Source organism: Pseudomonas sp. NBB, from assembly GCF_032701105.1.
GTDB lineage: Bacteria > Pseudomonadota > Gammaproteobacteria > Pseudomonadales > Pseudomonadaceae > Aquipseudomonas > Aquipseudomonas asiatica.
The window spans coordinates 5,758,151-5,774,660 of record NZ_CP103994.1; the positions used below are offsets into that span (position 1 = coordinate 5,758,151).

15 protein-coding genes and 1 pseudogene are annotated in these 16,510 nt (G+C 64.4%); 10 read left to right on the forward strand and 6 right to left on the reverse strand.

Annotated elements, in window-relative coordinates; all coding sequences use genetic code 11:
- The first annotated feature begins 51 nt into the window (after positions 1 to 51).
- Entirely contained in the window at positions 52 to 1,554 is a 1,503-nt protein-coding gene (gene ppx / locus NY023_RS26520) for an exopolyphosphatase (protein WP_004375529.1), read from the forward strand.
- On the opposite strand, the gene ppk1 is transcribed toward ppx, so the two are convergent.
- Positions 1,541 to 3,781, reverse strand: coding sequence for a polyphosphate kinase 1 (ppk1, locus tag NY023_RS26525; protein ID WP_013974735.1), 2,241 nt, complete (start codon positions 3,779 to 3,781; stop codon positions 1,541 to 1,543). The two genes, ppx and ppk1, sit on opposite strands and share 14 nt — an antisense overlap.
- Before the next feature lie 213 nt (positions 3,782 to 3,994).
- On the opposite strand from ppk1, the gene NY023_RS26530 reads away from it, so the two are divergent.
- The gene (locus NY023_RS26530; protein ID WP_015272245.1) at positions 3,995 to 4,639 is read left to right on the forward strand and encodes a DedA family protein; all 645 of its coding nucleotides are present in this window, start codon (positions 3,995 to 3,997) and stop codon (positions 4,637 to 4,639) included.
- A 549-nt stretch (positions 4,640 to 5,188) separates the two neighbouring features.
- Here NY023_RS26530 and NY023_RS26535 read toward each other — a convergent pair.
- A pseudogene (locus NY023_RS26535) lies at positions 5,189 to 5,767 on the reverse strand (sterol desaturase family protein); the annotation flags it as partial.
- Positions 5,768 to 5,879: 112 nt separating this feature from the next.
- On the opposite strand from NY023_RS26535, the gene elbB reads away from it, so the two are divergent.
- Positions 5,880 to 6,539, forward strand: a complete 660-nt coding sequence (elbB, locus tag NY023_RS26540) for an isoprenoid biosynthesis glyoxalase ElbB (RefSeq protein ID WP_013974738.1) — start codon at positions 5,880 to 5,882, stop codon at positions 6,537 to 6,539.
- Between the two features lie 180 nt (positions 6,540 to 6,719).
- Here elbB and NY023_RS26545 read toward each other — a convergent pair whose 3' ends face one another.
- Complete coding sequence (locus NY023_RS26545; protein ID WP_013974739.1) at positions 6,720 to 7,172, reverse strand: YaiI/YqxD family protein; 453 nt, start codon at positions 7,170 to 7,172, stop codon at positions 6,720 to 6,722.
- Positions 7,173 to 7,343: 171 nt separating this feature from the next.
- Between NY023_RS26545 and NY023_RS26550 the strand changes: the two genes are divergently transcribed.
- On the forward strand, positions 7,344 to 10,199 hold the full coding sequence (locus tag NY023_RS26550) for a class I adenylate cyclase (protein WP_013974740.1): 2,856 nt from the start codon (positions 7,344 to 7,346) through the stop codon (positions 10,197 to 10,199).
- Positions 10,200 to 10,316: 117 nt separating this feature from the next.
- Here NY023_RS26550 and rnk read toward each other — a convergent pair whose 3' ends face one another.
- The 3 genes from rnk to cyaY form a co-directional block, all read right to left on the reverse strand.
- Positions 10,317 to 10,727 carry a nucleoside diphosphate kinase regulator gene (gene rnk / locus NY023_RS26555; RefSeq protein WP_023661830.1) on the reverse strand — a complete coding sequence of 137 codons (411 nt, stop codon included), beginning with the start codon at positions 10,725 to 10,727 and terminating at the stop codon, positions 10,317 to 10,319.
- A 146-nt stretch (positions 10,728 to 10,873) separates the two neighbouring features.
- Complete coding sequence (locus tag NY023_RS26560) at positions 10,874 to 11,098, reverse strand: DUF1289 domain-containing protein (RefSeq protein WP_013974742.1); 225 nt, start codon at positions 11,096 to 11,098, stop codon at positions 10,874 to 10,876.
- 1 nt (position 11,099) lies between these two features.
- Positions 11,100 to 11,432 (reverse strand): iron donor protein CyaY, encoded by a 333-nt coding sequence (cyaY, locus tag NY023_RS26565; RefSeq protein WP_004375540.1) that lies wholly within the window; start codon positions 11,430 to 11,432, stop codon positions 11,100 to 11,102.
- A 296-nt stretch (positions 11,433 to 11,728) separates the two neighbouring features.
- Between cyaY and lptM the strand changes: the two genes are divergently transcribed.
- The 6 genes from lptM to NY023_RS26595 are packed head-to-tail and all read left to right on the forward strand — an operon-like array spanning position 11,729 to position 16,351.
- Entirely contained in the window at positions 11,729 to 11,944 is a 216-nt protein-coding gene (gene lptM, locus NY023_RS26570) for an LPS translocon maturation chaperone LptM (protein ID WP_004375542.1), read from the forward strand.
- 9 nt (positions 11,945 to 11,953) lie between these two features.
- Positions 11,954 to 13,201 (forward strand): diaminopimelate decarboxylase, encoded by a 1,248-nt coding sequence (gene lysA, locus NY023_RS26575; RefSeq protein WP_013974743.1) that lies wholly within the window; start codon positions 11,954 to 11,956, stop codon positions 13,199 to 13,201.
- Positions 13,202 to 13,205: 4 nt separating this feature from the next.
- A complete protein-coding gene (gene dapF, locus NY023_RS26580) occupies positions 13,206 to 14,036 on the forward strand; it encodes a diaminopimelate epimerase (protein ID WP_013974744.1) in 831 nt (276 codons plus the stop codon).
- Positions 14,037 to 14,049: 13 nt separating this feature from the next.
- Positions 14,050 to 14,760 carry a DUF484 family protein gene (locus NY023_RS26585; protein WP_013974745.1) on the forward strand — a complete coding sequence of 237 codons (711 nt, stop codon included), beginning with the start codon at positions 14,050 to 14,052 and terminating at the stop codon, positions 14,758 to 14,760.
- Positions 14,760 to 15,659, forward strand: coding sequence for a tyrosine recombinase XerC (xerC, locus tag NY023_RS26590; protein ID WP_013974746.1), 900 nt, complete (start codon positions 14,760 to 14,762; stop codon positions 15,657 to 15,659). The genes NY023_RS26585 and xerC overlap by 1 nt, the downstream gene beginning before the upstream one ends.
- Positions 15,656 to 16,351, forward strand: a complete 696-nt coding sequence (locus tag NY023_RS26595; RefSeq protein WP_013974747.1) for an HAD family hydrolase — start codon at positions 15,656 to 15,658, stop codon at positions 16,349 to 16,351. Before xerC ends, NY023_RS26595 begins: the two co-directional genes overlap by 4 nt.
- The last annotated feature ends 159 nt before the right edge of the window (positions 16,352 to 16,510 follow it).

Genomic DNA, 16,510 nt, shown 5'->3' on the forward strand with positions numbered 1-16,510 from the left:
GCCTGCTATCGTGGCACGATTGCCGGGTTAACGACCGAGAAAAACCAGATCATGCCGCATACCATCGCGAAGAACCTGTCCCTGATTGCCGCCATCGACCTTGGCTCCAACAGCTTCCACATGGTCGTGGCCAAGGCCCACCATACCGAAATCCGCATTCTCGAGCGGCTCGGCGAGAAGGTTCAGCTGGCCGCTGGCATCGACGAAGAACGCATGCTCAGTGAAGAGGCAATGGAAAGAGGCCTGGATTGCCTCAAGCGCTTTTCCCAACTGATCAACGGCATGCCGGCAGGCTCCGTGCGCATCGTCGGTACCAACGCCTTGCGCGAAGCGCGCAACCGCAACGAATTCATCCAGCGCGCCGAAGCCATCCTTGGCCACCCGGTCGAGGTGATCTCCGGCCGTGAAGAAGCGCGCCTGATCTACCTGGGCGTGTCGCACACCCTGGCCGATACCCCCGGCAAGCGCCTGGTGGCCGATATCGGTGGCGGCAGTACCGAGTTCATCATCGGCCAGCGCTTCGAGCCGCTGCTGCGCGAAAGCCTTCAGATGGGCTGTGTAAGCTTCACCCAGCGCTACTTCCGCGACGGCAAAATAACCCCGGCCCGCTACGCCCAGGCCTACACCGCCGCGCGCCTGGAGCTGATGAGCATCGAGAATGCCCTGCACCGCCTGACCTGGGACGAGGCCATCGGCTCGTCCGGTACCATTCGTGCCATCGGCGCCGCCATCAAGGCAGGCGGCCTGGGCAATGGCGAGGTCAACGCCGAAGGGCTGGCCTGGGTCAAGCGCAAGCTGTTCAAGCTGGGAGAGGTCGACAAGATCGACTTCGAAGGCGTCAAGCCGGACCGCCGCACCATCTTCCCGGCGGGCCTGGCGATTCTCGAAGCGATCTTCGATGCCCTGGAACTGCAGCGCATGGACCACTGCGACGGCGCCCTGCGCGAAGGCGTACTGTTCGACCTGCTGGGCCGCCACCACCACGAAGATGTGCGCGAACGCACCCTGAACTCGCTGATGGAGCGCTACCACGTGGATCAGGGCCAGGCTGCACGCGTCGAGCGCAAGGCATTGCACGCCTTCGACCAGGTGGCCGACGCGTGGGACCTCAAAGACGGGAACTGGCGCGATCTACTGGGCTGGGCGGCGAAAGTGCACGAAATCGGCCTGGATATCGCCCACTACCATTACCACAAGCACGGCGCCTACCTGATCGAGCACTCCGACCTGTCGGGCTTCTCCCGCGAGGACCAGCAGATGATGGCCTTGCTGGTACGCGGCCATCGCCGCAACATCCCAAAGGACAAGATCGCCGAACTGGGCGAGGAAGGAGTCAAGCTGCTGCGCCTGTGCGTGCTGCTGCGCTTCGCCATCCTGTTCCACCACATCCGTGGCAATCAGCAGATGCCGAAGGTCGAGCTCAAGGCTGCCGACAGCAGCCTCGATGTCGCCTTCCCGGAGGGCTGGCTGGAACAGAACCAGCTGACCCAGGCCGACTTCGCCAACGAGGCGGAGTGGCTGGCCCGGGTCGGCTTCGTCCTCAGCGTACGTTGAGGACCGGGTTGCTCAGGCGCTCCAGCAGGGTCGCCTGGGCACTGCGCGGGTTCTGGTTGCCGGTCGGCGTGCTGCGCACATAGCGCCCGTCCGGCTGCAGGGTCCAGGCGTGGGTGTTATCGGTCAGGTAGCCTTCCAGCTCCTTCTTCACCCGCAGCAACAGCTTCTTGCCTTCCACCGGGAAGCAGGTTTCGACGCGCTTGTCGAGGTTGCGCTCCATCCAGTCGGCACTGGACAGGTAGATCTGCTCTTCGCCGCCATTGAGGAAGTAGAACACCCGCGTGTGCTCGAGGAAGCGGCCGATGATCGAGCGCACCTGAATGTTGTGCGAAACCCCCGGAATGCCTGGGCGCAGGCAGCACATGCCACGCACCACCAGGTCGATCTTCACGCCCGACTGGCTGGCCTTGTACAGCGCCTTGATGACCTTCGCATCGGTCAGCGAGTTGAACTTGGCGATGATATGCGCCGGCTTGCCTTCGAGGGCGAACTGGGTTTCCCGCGCGATCATGTCGAGCATGCCCTTCTTCAGGGTGAACGGCGCGTGCAGCAGCTTCTTCATGCGCAGGGTCTTGCCCATGCCGATCAACTGGCTGAACAGCTTGCCGACGTCCTCGGTGAGGGCGTCGTCGGAGGTCAGCAGGCTGTAGTCGGTGTACAGACGGGCGTTGCCGGCGTGGTAGTTACCGGTGCCCAGGTGCGCATAACGCACAATCTCGCCGTGCTCTCGGCGCAGAATCAGCATCATCTTGGCGTGGGTCTTGAAGCCGACCACGCCGTAGATCACCACCGCACCGGCCGCTTGCAGGCGGCTGGCCATCTGCAGGTTGGACTCTTCGTCGAAGCGCGCCCGCAACTCGATCACCGCAGTGACCTCCTTGCCGTTACGCGCCGCGTCCACCAGCGCATCGACGATTTCCGAGTTGGCCCCGGAACGGTACAGGGTCTGGCGCACGGCAAGCACGTGCGGGTCCTTGGCGGCCTGGCGCAGCAGGTCGATCACCGGGGTGAAGGACTCGAACGGGTGCATCAGCAGGATGTCCTGCTTGCCGATCACGCTGAATATGTTGTCGGCGTTCTGCAGCAGCTTGGGGATCGCCGGGGTGAACGGCGTGTACTGCAACTCGGGGTGGCTGTCCAGGCCAGTGATGCTGAACAGGCGGGTAAGGTTGACCGGGCCGTTGACCTGGTAAAGCTCGCTTTCGCTGAGGCTGAACTGTTTGAGCAGGTAGTCCGACAGGTGTTTCGGGCAGGTGTCGGCCACCTCCAGGCGAACGGCGTCACCGTAGCGGCGCGAGAACAGCTCGCCGCGCAGGGCGCGGGCCAAGTCATCGACCTCTTCGGAGTCCAGCGCCAGGTCGGCGTTACGGGTCAGGCGGAACTGGTAGCAGCCCTTCACCTTCATGCCCTGGAACAAGTCGTCGGCGTGCGCGTGGATCATCGACGACAGGAACACGTAGTTGGCGCCCGGGCCACCCACCTCTTCCGGCACCCGGATGACCCGCGGCAGCAGGCGCGGTGCCGGGATGATCGCCAGGCCCGAATCGCGGCCGAAGGCATCGACACCCTCGAGCTCGACGATGAAGTTGAGACTCTTGTTCACCAACAGCGGGAACGGGTGGGTCGGGTCCAGCCCAATCGGAGTGATGATCGGGGCGATTTCGTCGCGGAAGTAGCGGCGCACCCAGGTCTTGAGCTTGGGCGTCCAGTAACGCCGGCGGATGAAGCGGATATGGTGCTTTTCCAGCTCGGGCAGCAGCACGTCGTTGAGGATCGCGTACTGGCGCTCCACTTCGCTGTGCACCAGGTCGCTGATACGCGCCAGCGCCTGGTGCGGCTGCAGGCCGTCGGCACCGGCCTGTTCACGGGCAAAGTTGATCTGCTTCTTCAGGCCGGCAACGCGGATCTCGAAGAATTCGTCGAGGTTGCTGGAGAAGATCAACAGGAACTTGAGGCGTTCGAGCAGCGGGTAGTTCTCGTCCAGCGCCTGCTCCAGCACACGGATATTGAACTGCAGCTGCGAGAGTTCGCGATGAATGTACAGGCTGCTGTCGTCCAGGCCTGGGATGACGATCGCCGGGGCCGGCGCAGGGGCCGGGGCCGCAGTCTCTGCCACCGGTTCGGCAGGCAGGGGCGCTGGCGGCAGGTCTGGCGGGGTCTGCACCATCTCTTCGGGGAGTTCCTGAGCATCCTTGATCGCGACAGGGGTTAGCACTTCATTATTCATCTGGCGTTCCTGAGGACGTTAACGCCCTATCATCTATTGAGCGGCAAGATAAGCGCCCATTATGACGCCTGTGTTACATGCCAGGGCAAGCCGTGGCGCGTGGCTTCTGGCATTCTCCAAGCAGGAATTGTTCATGTCGAGACACATCTGGACACTTTCACGAACGCGCGCGAAGGGGTAGGCTTCGCGTTCATTTCGCCAGCACCTCAGAAAATGCTTCAACAATTCCTGCAGGATTTCGGCTACTTCGCCCTTTTTCTAGGCACCTTCTTCGAAGGCGAGACCATCCTGGTGCTTGCAGGATTCCTTGCGTTCCGCGGTTACATGGACATAAACCTGGTGTGTCTGGTGGCATTTTTCGGCAGCTATGCCGGCGACCAGCTGTGGTACTTCATGGGCCGCCGCCACGGGCGCAGGATCCTGGCGCGCAAGCCACGCTGGCAGGCGATGGGTGACCGGGCGCTGGACCACATCCGTCGACACCCCGACATCTGGGTACTGAGTTTCCGCTTCGTCTATGGCTTGCGCACGGTCATGCCGGTGGCCATTGGCCTGTCCGGCTACCCGCCACGCCGCTATCTGCTGCTGAACGGTATCGGCGCGGCCATCTGGGCAGTGGCCCTGGGCGCGGCCGCGTATCACTTCGGCGCCATCCTTGAAGGCCTGCTGGGCAACGTGAAGCGCTACGAGCTATGGGTGCTCGGTGGCCTGTTGGCGCTGGGCGGCCTGTTGTGGCTGCGCCGGCGCTTCCGCACGTTGCGCGCGGAGCGCAAGGCGGCGGGCAAAGCCCAGGCCCCAGAGGCTGAGCAAGCTGTAAGCCACGAGGAACAACCAGGTCGGCGGCACGACCACCGCTAGGCCCAGTGCGCCTGCCAGGTACAGCGCCGGCGCATTCGCCAGCAACCGTACCAACTCCAGGCGCATGGCCCATGGTCGGTTCTCCAGCAGCGCACCAAGTACGAACAAGCCAAACGCCATCAGCGCCCAGCCAAGTACCAGGGCGGCGGTTGGCACGCGCTCGGCCACCTCCATCAGATAGCTGCCTAGCGCCACGTAACCCACGAATTGCGCCGCCACATAGGCCTGCTGCGCACGGCCCAAGGCAACCTCGAACTTGCGAAACAACGCCAGCTCCTGCTTGGCCTGCGGGTAGCGTGCGGCCACATCGGCCGGGCGCCAGCCGGTGGGCATGAACCAGATGCGCAGCTTGTCCCACAGGCTGTCGGCGCGCCGGGCGTCGTGCCAGAGCTGGGCATAGAACTGCAGGTTGGCCCACAGCGGGTTCCAGCTGGCCAGCGGCGTGGTCACCCCGAACACCACCGGCTCGGCTGGGTCCTCCTCTTTGAAGGTGCCGAACAGACGATCCCAGAGAATGAACACGCCGCCGTAATTGCGATCCAAGTAAGCAGGATTTTGCGCATGGTGGACGCGATGGTTGGATGGCGTGATCAACACCCACTCAAACCAGCCCAGCTTGGGAATGTGCCGGGTATGCACCCAGAACTGGTACAGCAGGTTGAGCGATGCCACCGTGATGAACACCAGCGGCGGCACACCGAGCAACGCCAGCGGCAGGTAGAACAGCCACGAGAAGATGAACCCACTGCTGGTCTGGCGCAGCGCCGTGGTGAGGTTGTACTCCTCGCTCTGATGATGCACCGAATGCGCAGCCCACAGCACGTTGCGCTCGTGGCCAAGACGATGCAGCCAGTAGTAGCAGAAGTCGTACAGGACAAAGGCCAGCAACCACACCCACCAGGCCTGCGGCGGCAGGCGCAGCAACGCCATGTGCTCGAACGCCAGCGCATAGGTCACCAACCCCACCCCCTTGGTCAGCAACCCGGTACTGGTCGACAGCGCGCCGGTGCTGAGGCTGTTGATCGAGTCGGCGAGGGTGAAGTTGCGCTGGCCACGCACACGGTCGGCCAGCAGTTCGACGGCGATCAGCACGAAGAAGAACGGCACGGCCAGCAGGATCAGGTCCATGGGTACGACCTCAGACGTTATCCGCCAAGATTAGGCCGCGCTTGCAGGAATCCCTATGGCTACATCTGCCAAACTAGAGGACATTTAGCGCCTCGACACTGGAGTAAAAAGCATGACAAAAAAAGTAGCGGTGATTCTTTCCGGCTGTGGCGTTTATGACGGCGCCGAAATCCACGAAAGCGTGATCACCCTGCTGCGCCTCGACCAGCGTGGTGCGCAGGTGCAGTGCTTCGCGCCGAACATTGCGCAGATGCATGTGATCAACCACCTGACCGGCGAGGAAATGCCCGAATCGCGCAATGTGCTGGTGGAGTCGGCACGCATTGCCCGCGGCGAGGTCAAGGACATCCGCGAGGCCAAGGCCGAAGAGTTCGATGCGCTGATCGTGCCGGGCGGTTTCGGGGCGGCGAAGAACCTGTCCAACTTTGCCGTGGAAGGCGCCAACTGCACCGTTAACCCGGATGTGCTGGCCCTGGCCGAAGCCTTTGCCGACGCCTGCAAGCCGGTCGGCCTGATCTGCATCTCGCCGGCGCTGGCGGCGAAGATTTACGGGCCAGGCGTGGTCTGCACCATCGGTACCGACGCTGGCACTGCGGCGGCCGTGCAGAAGATGGGTGGCACTCATGAAGAATGCGATGTGCACGATATTGTCGAGGACACCCAGCGCAAGCTGGTGACCACCCCGGCGTACATGGAGGCCAAGTCGATCAGTGAAGCGGCTGGCGGGATCTACAAGCTGGTGGATCGGGTGCTGGAGCTGACGCACGAGTAACTGGTGCAAGATTCAGAATCTGACGCGGTCCCTGTGGGAGCGGCCTTGTGTCGCGAAAGGGCCGCAGCGCGGCCCCGGCAATTTATGCGGCGAAGCTGAAAATCCTGGGGCCGCTTCGCGGCCCTTTCGCGACACAAGGCCGCTCCCACACGTCGTGTCCATCCTGCCAGCCGGGTCGCTTCAGGGTTTGGACAACCGGGCGATGATCCGGTCCAGCGCATTGGCAAACGCCTGCTTCTCGCGCTCGCCATAAGGCGCCTGCCCTCCCCCCACCTGGCCCTGCTCGCGCAACTCGGTAAACAAGTTGCGCGCCGCCAGCCGGTCACCCATGTTGCGTTCGTCGAACTCGCGCCCGCGGGGGTCCAGCGCCGCCACGCCCTTTTTCACCAGGCGGTCGGCCAGCGGCACGTCACTGCAGATCACCAACTCACCAGGCACGGCGTGCTCCACCAGGTAATCGTCGGCTGCGTCCATGCCGCTGGGTACCACGATCAGGCGCACGATAGCGAACGCCGGCTTGGCCACAGCCTGGCCCGCCACCATCACTACCTCGAACTTGCGCTTGAGGGCGAACTTGACGATCAGATCCTTGGCTGCCTTGGGGCAGGCGTCGGCATCGATCCACACACGCATCGGAAAACCTCGCAATCAGCTTGAGGCCCCCATCATGCCTCAAGCGCAACGAAAGCTGCAGCAGTCACCCATGGGCGCTGGAAAAATGGCGCCAATATTTCAATTGCCGCTTATCCGACCTCGCCACTCAGGCTACACTCGCCACAGCCCCGCTGGCCTGCCGAGTGCGCAATGAACCACCCCCACGAAATCCGCCCCGACCTGGACGAAGGCATCGACCGCAAGGTCCTGGCGACATTGCGTGCGCGCTTCCTGCGGCTCAACCAAGGCCGGCTGCAGCGGGCCCTGGAGGGCCTGTCGACGCGCCAGCAACAGGTGCTGACACTGCTGCCGCTGCTGTTTCATGTGAACCACCCGTTGCTGCCGGGCTATGTCTCCGGCAGCACCCCCGCCGGCGTATCGGGCTACGAGCCAAGCGCCGAGCTGGTAGTCGAGGCCCAGCGCCTGGCCCGCTCGTTCACCTACAAGGCCCGTCATGGCAATCCGCCGCGGCCGATCCACGGCCTGTTCCTGATGGGCAGCCTGGGCTCACTGGCCCAAGCCGAGCAAAGCGACATGGACCTGTGGGTTTGCCACGCCCCGGGCCTGGCCGATGAGCTGCTGGACGAACTGCGCCGCAAATGCCAGCTGCTTGAGGCATGGGCGGAAAGCCTGGGTGCCGAGGCGCACTTCTTCCTGATCGACACGCAAGGTTTCGCCCAAGGCCAGCGCGAAGGCCAGCTCGGCTCCGACGATTGCGGCACCACCCAGCACTATCTGCTGCTGGACGAGTTCTACCGCACCACTATCTGGCTGGCCGGGCGCACGCCACTGTGGTGGCTGGTGCCGGTCTACCAGGAACACGATTACCACACCTATACCCAGACCCTGCTGTCCAAGCGTTTCATCCGCAGCCAGGACGCCCTCGATCTCGGCAACCTGGCGCACATCCCGCCCGGCGAGTTCGTCGGCGCCGGCTTGTGGCAGCTGTTCAAAGGCATCGACTCGCCCTACAAGTCGCTGCTCAAGCTGCTGCTGACCGAGGCCTATGCCAGCGAGCACCCCACCGTTCGCTGCCTGAGCCTGGACTACAAGCAGGCAGTGTTCGCCAACCAGCTAGACCTTGACGAGCTGGACCCCTACGTGATGGTGTACCGGCGCATCGAGCGCTACCTGCTGCAGCGTGGCGAACACGCGCGCCTAGAGCTGGTGCGGCGCAGCCTGTACCTGAAGGTTAACAAGAAGCTCAGCGACCCGACCCGGGCCAATGGCTGGCAACGCCGGCTGTTGCAGCGCCTGGCCGACGAATGGGGTTGGGACGAGCGCCAGCTGGCCCTGCTGGACAGTCGCAATCAATGGAAGGTGCAGCAGGTTGCCATCGAGCGCCGTGAACTGGTGGCCGAACTGAACCATAGCTACCGATTTCTCAGCCAGTTCGCTCGCACCCAGAACGCCAGCAGCCGCGCCGACCAACGCGATCTCAATGTGCTGGGCCGGCGCCTTTACGCCGCCTTCGAGCGCCGCGCCGGCAAGGTCGAAGTCATCAACCCCGGTATCGCCCCGGACCTGGCCGAAGGCACCCTGACCCTGGTACAAGCGCCTAATCGCAAGGAGCCCGGCAGCCATCACTGGGAGCTGTACACCGGCAACCTGAGCCCCCATGAGGTGGACCACTTCAGCCCGCTCAAACGCTGCCGCGAGGTGCTCGAGTTGCTGACCTGGGCTTATCGCAATGGAGTGATCGACAGCAGCACGCGCCTGGCGCTGCACCCAGGTGTCAGCGACCTCAGCGAATTCGAGCTATTCAACCTGATCGGCTGCCTGCAGCAGAGCATTCCCCTGCCCTTGCCGACCGTCAGCGAGGTGCGCTTGTTGCAGCCGAGCGTTGCCGACGAGGTGCTGTTGCTGGTCAACGTCGCCATCGACCCGCTGCGCCACCACCGCGACCTGAACATCCTGATGACCACCGAGCGCACCGACTCTTTGAGCTACGCAGGCGTGCGCGAAAACCTGGTCCTGACGCTGGACCAGGTCATCCTCAACAGCTGGAACGAAGTGCTGGTCCAGCGCTATGACGGCGAGCACGCACTGGTGCGCTGCCTGCGCGACTTCCTCAACAGCCCCGTGCCGCGCGGACACCGGCCGAAGGTGCGGGTGCGTTGCTTCTGCCAGAGCCGCGCCCAGGCCATCGGCCAACGCGTGGAGGAAATATTCGACACCGTACAACTGCTGCTGGACCAAGGCCTGAACCACCGCTACCTGCTGCAGGTGGCCCAGCACACCCATGTGCTGGAGCTGATGGCCGGGCATGTCGGCCTCACCACCTTGGCCGAACATGAGGCACTGTTGAACCATCTGGGCGAAGAACGCAGCGCCTACAGCCCACTGTACCTGGACGCCAACGCCCTGCAGGACCACGACCTGCACCTGGTGCTGGAGCAAGGCCGGCCTTTCTGCATCCAGGTGTTCTACCGCCTGCAGGGTGGCTGGGCCGAGTTGTACGTGCTGGATGAATACAATGCCCTGTGGCAGCAACGCCTGCCGCTGCACGACGAAGCTCACTTGCTGTTGCCGCTGCAGCGTTTTCTGCGCTCGGTGGTGATGCGCCGTGATGCCCAGCTGCCGCTGGACACCCAGCGCGCGGCATCACTGGACATCCACTACGCGCAACTGCTGCCTTCCGGGCCAGGCAAGGCGCGCAGCATCGAGCCGCGCCAGGCGCCGGTCGAGGGTAGTGACCAGCCTTACTATGAGGTGCAGGCGATCATCCAGGCCGGGGTGGCAGGCGCGGCGCACGTGACGCTGTATTGCGACCAGCAGGAGTTTTCCGAACTGGAGCATGGTGAGCAGTTGTATGCGGTGGTGGCCCGGCAGATCATCGGGCAGCGACGTGGTGCAGGGCAGTACCGCTGCTACATCACGGACCTGGATTTGTCCGAGTTGCTGGATGACCAGCTGGGGTCGACGCAGCTGTACCTGCGCTACAAGCGGGAGCTGGAGCAGGCTTTGAACGAGGGGTTGGAGCAGGTTTTGGCAGAAGGATCCTGAGTTGCCGGGGGACACATGTGGGAGCGGGTTCACCCGCGAACACCGGCGAAGCCGGTGCCATACACCGCGTCGCCTTCTTCGCGGGTAAACCCGCTCCCACAGCGGCCCCCCTGGCCCTTACAAGTCGAAATCCCCCGCCGCTTCCGGCTGGTATTCCACTTCCAGCAGCTTCAGCTTGAGGGTCTTGCCCCCCGGGGCCGGCCAGTCGATCTGTTCGCCCACCGACAACCCCAGCAAGGCGCAACCGATCGGTGCCAGGATCGAGACCTTGCCTTCCGGCCCGGCATCCTTCGGGTACACCAGGGTCAGGTGGTAGTCCTTGCCGCTGGCTTCCTCACGGCAGTGCACGCGCGAGTTCATGGTCACCACACCAGCCGGGACTTCCTCGTGACCGACCACCTGCTCGGCGCGGTCCAGCTCGCCCTGCAGGGCGAGCACACCCGGCGTACTCTCGTCGAGGCTGTCGATCAGACGCTCCAGACGTTGTACGTCCAATCGGGTGAGGATGAGGGAAGGCTTGGTGCTCATGATCCAGTCAGACTCCTTTGAACAGGCGGTTTTCATCGTGCAGATAAAGCAAAACCCCGCCCAAGGGCGGGGTTTGTGAAGGCTTTGGCGTCACCGACGCAGAACCCGACGTTACCACAGCCGGGTAAATACTCAAGCCCCTGCGATCAGTGTGCCTTAGCCTGGTCGCGCAGGGCCTGGGCCTCGCGGCAAATCTGCCGGCGCCGTTCGTCATCGGCCGAACGCCATTCACGGATATGCTCGACATGCCGGTGGCAACCTGTGCACACCCGCTGTTCGTCCAGCCGGCAAACGCTGATGCACGGCGACGGCACGGCGGGGCTGACGTTGCTGTAGAGCGGTTTGGGCGGCCGGGCCTGGGTACTGCTCATGTCAGATCTCGTCGAAGTCCAGCTTCTCGCCGGCCCGCTCCCAGACGATGCGCTCGAGCATTTCGCCCAGCAGCTCCTCGCTCTTCTCGCACACCCACTTGCCGCTTTCTTCGTCGTAGTCGAAGTGGAAACCGCCGGAACGGTCGGCCAGCCACAGCTGGCGCAGCGGCTCCTGGCGGCTGAAGATCAGCGTGCTGCCATTGTCGAACTTGATGGTCAGGACACCAGCGGAGTTCTCCATGTCCAGGTCCAGGCCGCTCTCGTCGAACAGGTCTTCCAGGGCCTGTTGGGTCGCGTCGACCAGATCATGGAAACGCGCTTCACTCAAACTCATTGCAGGAACCTCGAAATTGGCTGCGTTACAGGCAAGCCCGGCAAGATACGGGCGCTTGCCGCCGAATGCAAAGGTTTAGCCGCTACCTTCACTTGCCCCTTCGCGGCTAAAGCCGCTCCTACAGTACTGCACATGGCGTGAGGCCAATGCGGTCGAGGTGGGAGCGGCTTCAGCCGCGAAAGGGCCCTTGCAGGCGGTAAGAATAGCCCGCCCGGCGGGCCGGCCCTTGCATAGGCAAGCCGTCGGTCGCTCGGTATACTCGGGCGCAATACTGCATATTTCTAAGGATTTCACCCATGAAGCGCCTGATTTCCTCCCTCGCGGCGCTGGTCGCTGTTGCCTGCCTCGTTTCGGCCTGCGGCCAGAAAGGCCCGCTGTACCTGCCTGAAGACGGCAAGGACGGCAAGGCCAGCCACAAGTCGCACCAGTACCAGCCAAAAGCCAAGCCGGCCCCGACGCAGGAGCAGCAACCCGAGCTGCAGTCCGAGCCCGAGCAGTCGCCAGCGCAGTAAGGAAACCAGATGAACGCTTTCAACTACCGCGACGGCGAGCTGTTCGCGGAAGGCGTGGGCCTGTCGGCCATCGCCGAACGCTACGGCACCCCTACCTACGTGTATTCGCGCGCCCACATCGAGGCCCAGTACCGTAGCTACGCCGATGCACTGCAAGGCACCGAGCACCTGGTATGTTTCGCGGTCAAGGCCAACTCCAACCTTGGCGTGCTGAACGTGCTGGCACGCCTGGGCGCAGGCTTCGACATCGTATCCGGCGGTGAGCTGGAGCGCGTGCTGGCCGCTGGCGGCCGTGCCGACCGCGTGGTGTTCTCCGGTGTAGGCAAGACCCGCGACGACATGCGCCGTGCCCTGGAAGTCGGGGTGCACTGCTTCAACGTCGAATCCACCGACGAACTGGAGCGCCTGCAGGTAGTGGCCGCCGAGATGGGCAAGGTTGCCCCGGTCTCGCTGCGGGTCAACCCGGACGTCGACGCCGGCACCCACCCGTACATCTCCACCGGCCTGAAAGAGAACAAGTTCGGCATCGCCATCGCCGACGCCGAGGCCATCTACGTGCGGGCCGCGCAGTTGCCGAACCTGGAAGTGGTCGGCGTCGACTGCCACATCGGTTCGCAGTTGACCACCGTCGAGCCTTTCCTCGATGCCCTTGACCGCCTGCTGGTGCTGGTCGACCGCCTGGCCGAGTGCGGCATCCATCTGCGCCACCTGGACCTGGGTGGCGGCGTCGGCGTGCGTTACCGCGATGAGGAGCCGCCGCTGGTGGCCGACTACATCAAGGCAATCCGCGAGCGCGTCGGCGACCGCGACCTGGCCCTGGTGTTCGAGCCGGGCCGCTACATCGTGGCCAACGCCGGCGTCCTGCTGACCCGCGTGGAATACCTCAAGCACACCGAACACAAGGACTTCGCCATCATCGATGCGGCGATGAACGACCTGATCCGCCCGGCCCTGTACCAGGCCTGGATGGGTGTCAGCGCGGTCAAGCCACGCGCAGGCGAAGGCCGTGCCTACGACCTGGTCGGCCCGATCTGCGAGACTGGCGACTTCCTCGGCAAGGACCGCGTGCTGAACCTGGCCGAAGGTGACCTGCTGGCCGTACAGTCCGCGGGCGCCTATGGTTTTGTCATGAGCTCCAACTACAACACCCGTGGCCGTTGCGCTGAAATCCTGGTCGACGGCGACCAGGCCTTCGAAGTACGCCGCCGCGAGACCATCGCCGAATTGTACGCTGGCGAAAGCCTGCTGCCGGAGTAAGCCCATGCTGCTGCGTTTTACCAAGATGCATGGGCTGGGCAACGACTTCATGGTCCTCGACCTGGTCAGCCAGCACGCGCACATCCAGCCCAAGCACGCCAAGCAATGGGGTGACCGCCACACCGGCATCGGCTTCGACCAGTTGCTGATCGTCGAGGCGCCGAACAACCCGGAAGTGGACTTCCGCTACCGCATCTTCAATGCCGACGGCTCCGAGGTCGAGCAGTGCGGCAACGGTGCGCGCTGCTTCGCCCGCTTCGTGCTGGACAAGCGCCTGACCGCTAAAAAGCGTATCCGAGTGGAAACCAAGAGCGGCATCATCGAACTGGACGTGCAGAACGACGGCCAGATCAGTGTCGACATGGGCCCACCGCGCTTCATCCCTGCCGAAATCCCCTTCGTCGCCGATGAGCAGGCGCTGAACTACCCACTGGAAGTCGACGGCCAGGTGCATTCGATTGCCGCCGTGTCCATGGGTAACCCGCATGCCGTGCTGCGTGTCGACGACGTGCGTACCGCCCCTGTGCATGAGCTGGGCCCGAAGATCGAAAACCACCCACGCTTCCCGCAGCGGGTAAATGCCGGCTTCCTCCAGGTCATCGACCGCCACCGCGCCAACCTGCGGGTGTGGGAACGTGGTGCGGGCGAAACCCAGGCCTGCGGCACCGGCGCCTGCGCCGCCGCCGTGGCGGCGATCAGCCAGGGCTGGATGGACTCCCCGGTATCCCTCGACCTGCCCGGTGGCCGCCTGCACATCGAATGGGCCGGCCCCGGCAAGCCCGTGCTGATGACCGGCCCGGCCGTACGCGTCTACGAAGGACAGGTTCGTCTCTAAGCGAGTAACCGCCATGACCGATCAGCCCCAGGTTGTACCCCAGCAGTCCGCCGAGCTCGATGCCGAAGCGGTGGTCGCCTACCTGCGCGCCCACCCCACCTTCTTCGCCGAGCACGACGAGTTGCTGATCGAACAGCGCATCCCTCACCAGCGTGGCGACAGCGTATCGCTGGTGGAGCGCCAGCTCAGTTTGCTGCGCGACCGCAACATCGAGATGCGCCACCGCCTGTCGCAACTGATGGACGTGGCCCGCGACAACGATCGGCTTTTCGACAAGACCCGCCGGCTGATCCTCGACCTGCTCGACGCCGGCAGCCTGGAGGAAGTGGTGATGGCAGTCGAAGACAGCCTGCGCCAGGAATTCCAGGTGCCCTTCGTCAGCCTGATCCTGTTCGGCGAAAACGTCGCGCCGGTCGGGCGCTGGGTGAGCAACGCCGAAGCGCAGCAGGCCATCGGTGCCCTGCTGGGCGGCGGCAAGACGGTCAGCGGCAACCTGCGCGAGCACGAGCTGGCATTCCTGTTCGGTGAAGAACAGCGCCGGGAAGTGGGCTCCAGCGCCGTGGCTGCCCTGGAATACCAGGGCCTGCACGGGGTGCTGGCGATCGGCAGCCGCGACCCGCAACACTACAAGAGCAGCGTCGGCACCTTGTTCCTTGGCTACATTGCCGAGGTGCTTGGCCGCGTTGTGCCACGCGTTACCCAGACCCTGCGCCCGGTACGCTGATGGAACGCCAGCTGGAGGCTTATTGCGCACACCTGCGCAACGAGCGCCAGGTGTCCGAGCACACCCTGCTGGGCTACCGTCGCGACCTCGACAAGGTGGTCGCCTACTGCAAGGAGCACGGCATTGCCGATTGGCAGGCGCTGCAGATCCAGCAGCTGCGCCAGCTGATCGCCCGCCAGCACCACCACGGCCAGTCCTCGCGCAGCCTGGCCCGGCTGCTGTCGGCGGTGCGTGGCCTGTACCGCTATCTCAACCGCGAAGGCCTGTGCCAGCACGACCCGGCCAGCGGCCTGAGCGCGCCCAAGGGCGAACGCCGGCTGCCCAAGGTGCTGGACACCGACCGCGCCCTGCAACTGCTTGATGGCGGTGTCGACGATGACTTCATCGCCCGTCGTGACCAGGCCATCCTCGAACTGTTCTATTCGTCGGGCCTGCGCCTGTCCGAGCTGACCAACCTCGACCTCGATCACCTGGACCTCGCCGCCGGCCTGGTGCAGGTGCTGGGCAAGGGCGGCAAGGCCCGCGTGCTGCCGGTCGGCCGCAAGGCCCGCGAAGCCTTGCAGGCCTGGTACCGCCTGCGCGGCATCGGCAACCCGCGCGACCGCGCGGTTTTCATCACCCGCCAAGGCAACCGCATCAGCCCACGGGCCGTTCAGCAACGGGTGAAGGCGGCCGGTGAGCGCGAGCTGGGCCAGCACCTGCACCCACACATGCTTCGCCATTCCTTCGCCAGCCACGTGCTGGAATCGTCCCAGGACCTGCGCGCGGTGCAGGAGATGCTCGGCCATGCCGACATCGGCACCACGCAGATCTATACCCACCTGGACTTCCAGCACCTGGCCGCGGTGTACGACAGCGCCCACCCTCGGGCCAAACGCAGCAAAGGCACAGACTCATGAGCATCAAGCTGATCACCTTCGACCTCGACGACACCCTGTGGGATACCGCGCCGGTGATTGCCAGCGCGGAAGTCGTGCTGCGCGACTGGCTCGAAGCCAACGCCCCGATCCTTGGTGGCGTACCGGTGGAGCACCTGTTCGCCATTCGCGAGCGCCTGGTACAAGCCGAACCCGGCCTGAAGCACCGTATCAGCGCCCTGCGTCGACGGGTGCTGTTTCATGCCCTGGAAGAAGTCGGCTACAGCGAAAAACATGCGCAGGAGCTGGCCAACGAAGGTTTCGAAGTATTCCTGCATGCCCGCCACCAGGTGGAGATTTTCCCGGAGGTGCAGCCGGTGCTGGAGATCCTGCGCCATCACTACACCTTGGGCGTGGTCACCAACGGCAATGCCGACGTAAGCCGGCTGGGGCTGGCGGACTATTTCCGCTTTGCCCTGTGTGCCGAAGACCTCGGCATCGGCAAGCCGGACCCGGCGCCGTTCCTCGAAGCCCTGCGCCGCGGTGACGTGGAGGCCAGCGCAGCGGTGCACATCGGTGACCACCCGGGCGATGACATTGCCGGCGCCCAGCGCGCCGGGCTGCGGGCGGTGTGGTTCAACCCCCAGGGCAAGGCGTGGGTAGGCGAACAGGCGCCGGACGCCGAGATCCAGCGCCTGTCGCAGTTACCCGACATCCTCGCGCGCTGGCGCTGACAGGCGCCGCTTCGCGGCCCATTCGCGGGCACGCCCGCTCCCACAGGTTTACTGCCCTCTCAGCTTCTGCGCGATCCCAGCGGGAGCGGGCGAGCCCGCGAAGAGGCCGGTACAGGCAACACAAAACAGACAGGCACAAAAAAGCCCGCAGCGACGGCG

What these genes read in the sequence shown, in the direction of transcription:
- NY023_RS26560 (WP_013974742.1), bottom strand. Translation starts at nt 11,098, where the DNA reads ATGAGCAGTACCCAGGCCCGGCCGCCCAAACCGCTCTACAGCAACGTC.
- NY023_RS26595 (WP_013974747.1), top strand. Translation starts at nt 15,656, where the DNA reads ATGAGCATCAAGCTGATCACCTTCGACCTCGACGACACCCTGTGGGAT.
- NY023_RS26530 (WP_015272245.1), top strand. Translation starts at nt 3,995, where the DNA reads ATGCTTCAACAATTCCTGCAGGATTTCGGCTACTTCGCCCTTTTTCTA.
- dapF (WP_013974744.1), top strand. Translation starts at nt 13,206, where the DNA reads ATGCTGCTGCGTTTTACCAAGATGCATGGGCTGGGCAACGACTTCATG.
- ppx (WP_004375529.1), top strand. Translation starts at nt 52, where the DNA reads ATGCCGCATACCATCGCGAAGAACCTGTCCCTGATTGCCGCCATCGAC.
- NY023_RS26585 (WP_013974745.1), top strand. Translation starts at nt 14,050, where the DNA reads ATGACCGATCAGCCCCAGGTTGTACCCCAGCAGTCCGCCGAGCTCGAT.
- ppk1 (WP_013974735.1), bottom strand. Translation starts at nt 3,781, where the DNA reads ATGAATAATGAAGTGCTAACCCCTGTCGCGATCAAGGATGCTCAGGAA.
- lysA (WP_013974743.1), top strand. Translation starts at nt 11,954, where the DNA reads ATGAACGCTTTCAACTACCGCGACGGCGAGCTGTTCGCGGAAGGCGTG.
- NY023_RS26550 (WP_013974740.1), top strand. Translation starts at nt 7,344, where the DNA reads ATGAACCACCCCCACGAAATCCGCCCCGACCTGGACGAAGGCATCGAC.
- rnk (WP_023661830.1), bottom strand. Translation starts at nt 10,727, where the DNA reads ATGAGCACCAAGCCTTCCCTCATCCTCACCCGATTGGACGTACAACGT.
- NY023_RS26545 (WP_013974739.1), bottom strand. Translation starts at nt 7,172, where the DNA reads ATGCGTGTGTGGATCGATGCCGACGCCTGCCCCAAGGCAGCCAAGGAT.
- elbB (WP_013974738.1), top strand. Translation starts at nt 5,880, where the DNA reads ATGACAAAAAAAGTAGCGGTGATTCTTTCCGGCTGTGGCGTTTATGAC.
- cyaY (WP_004375540.1), bottom strand. Translation starts at nt 11,432, where the DNA reads ATGAGTTTGAGTGAAGCGCGTTTCCATGATCTGGTCGACGCGACCCAA.
- lptM (WP_004375542.1), top strand. Translation starts at nt 11,729, where the DNA reads ATGAAGCGCCTGATTTCCTCCCTCGCGGCGCTGGTCGCTGTTGCCTGC.
- xerC (WP_013974746.1), top strand. Translation starts at nt 14,760, where the DNA reads ATGGAACGCCAGCTGGAGGCTTATTGCGCACACCTGCGCAACGAGCGC.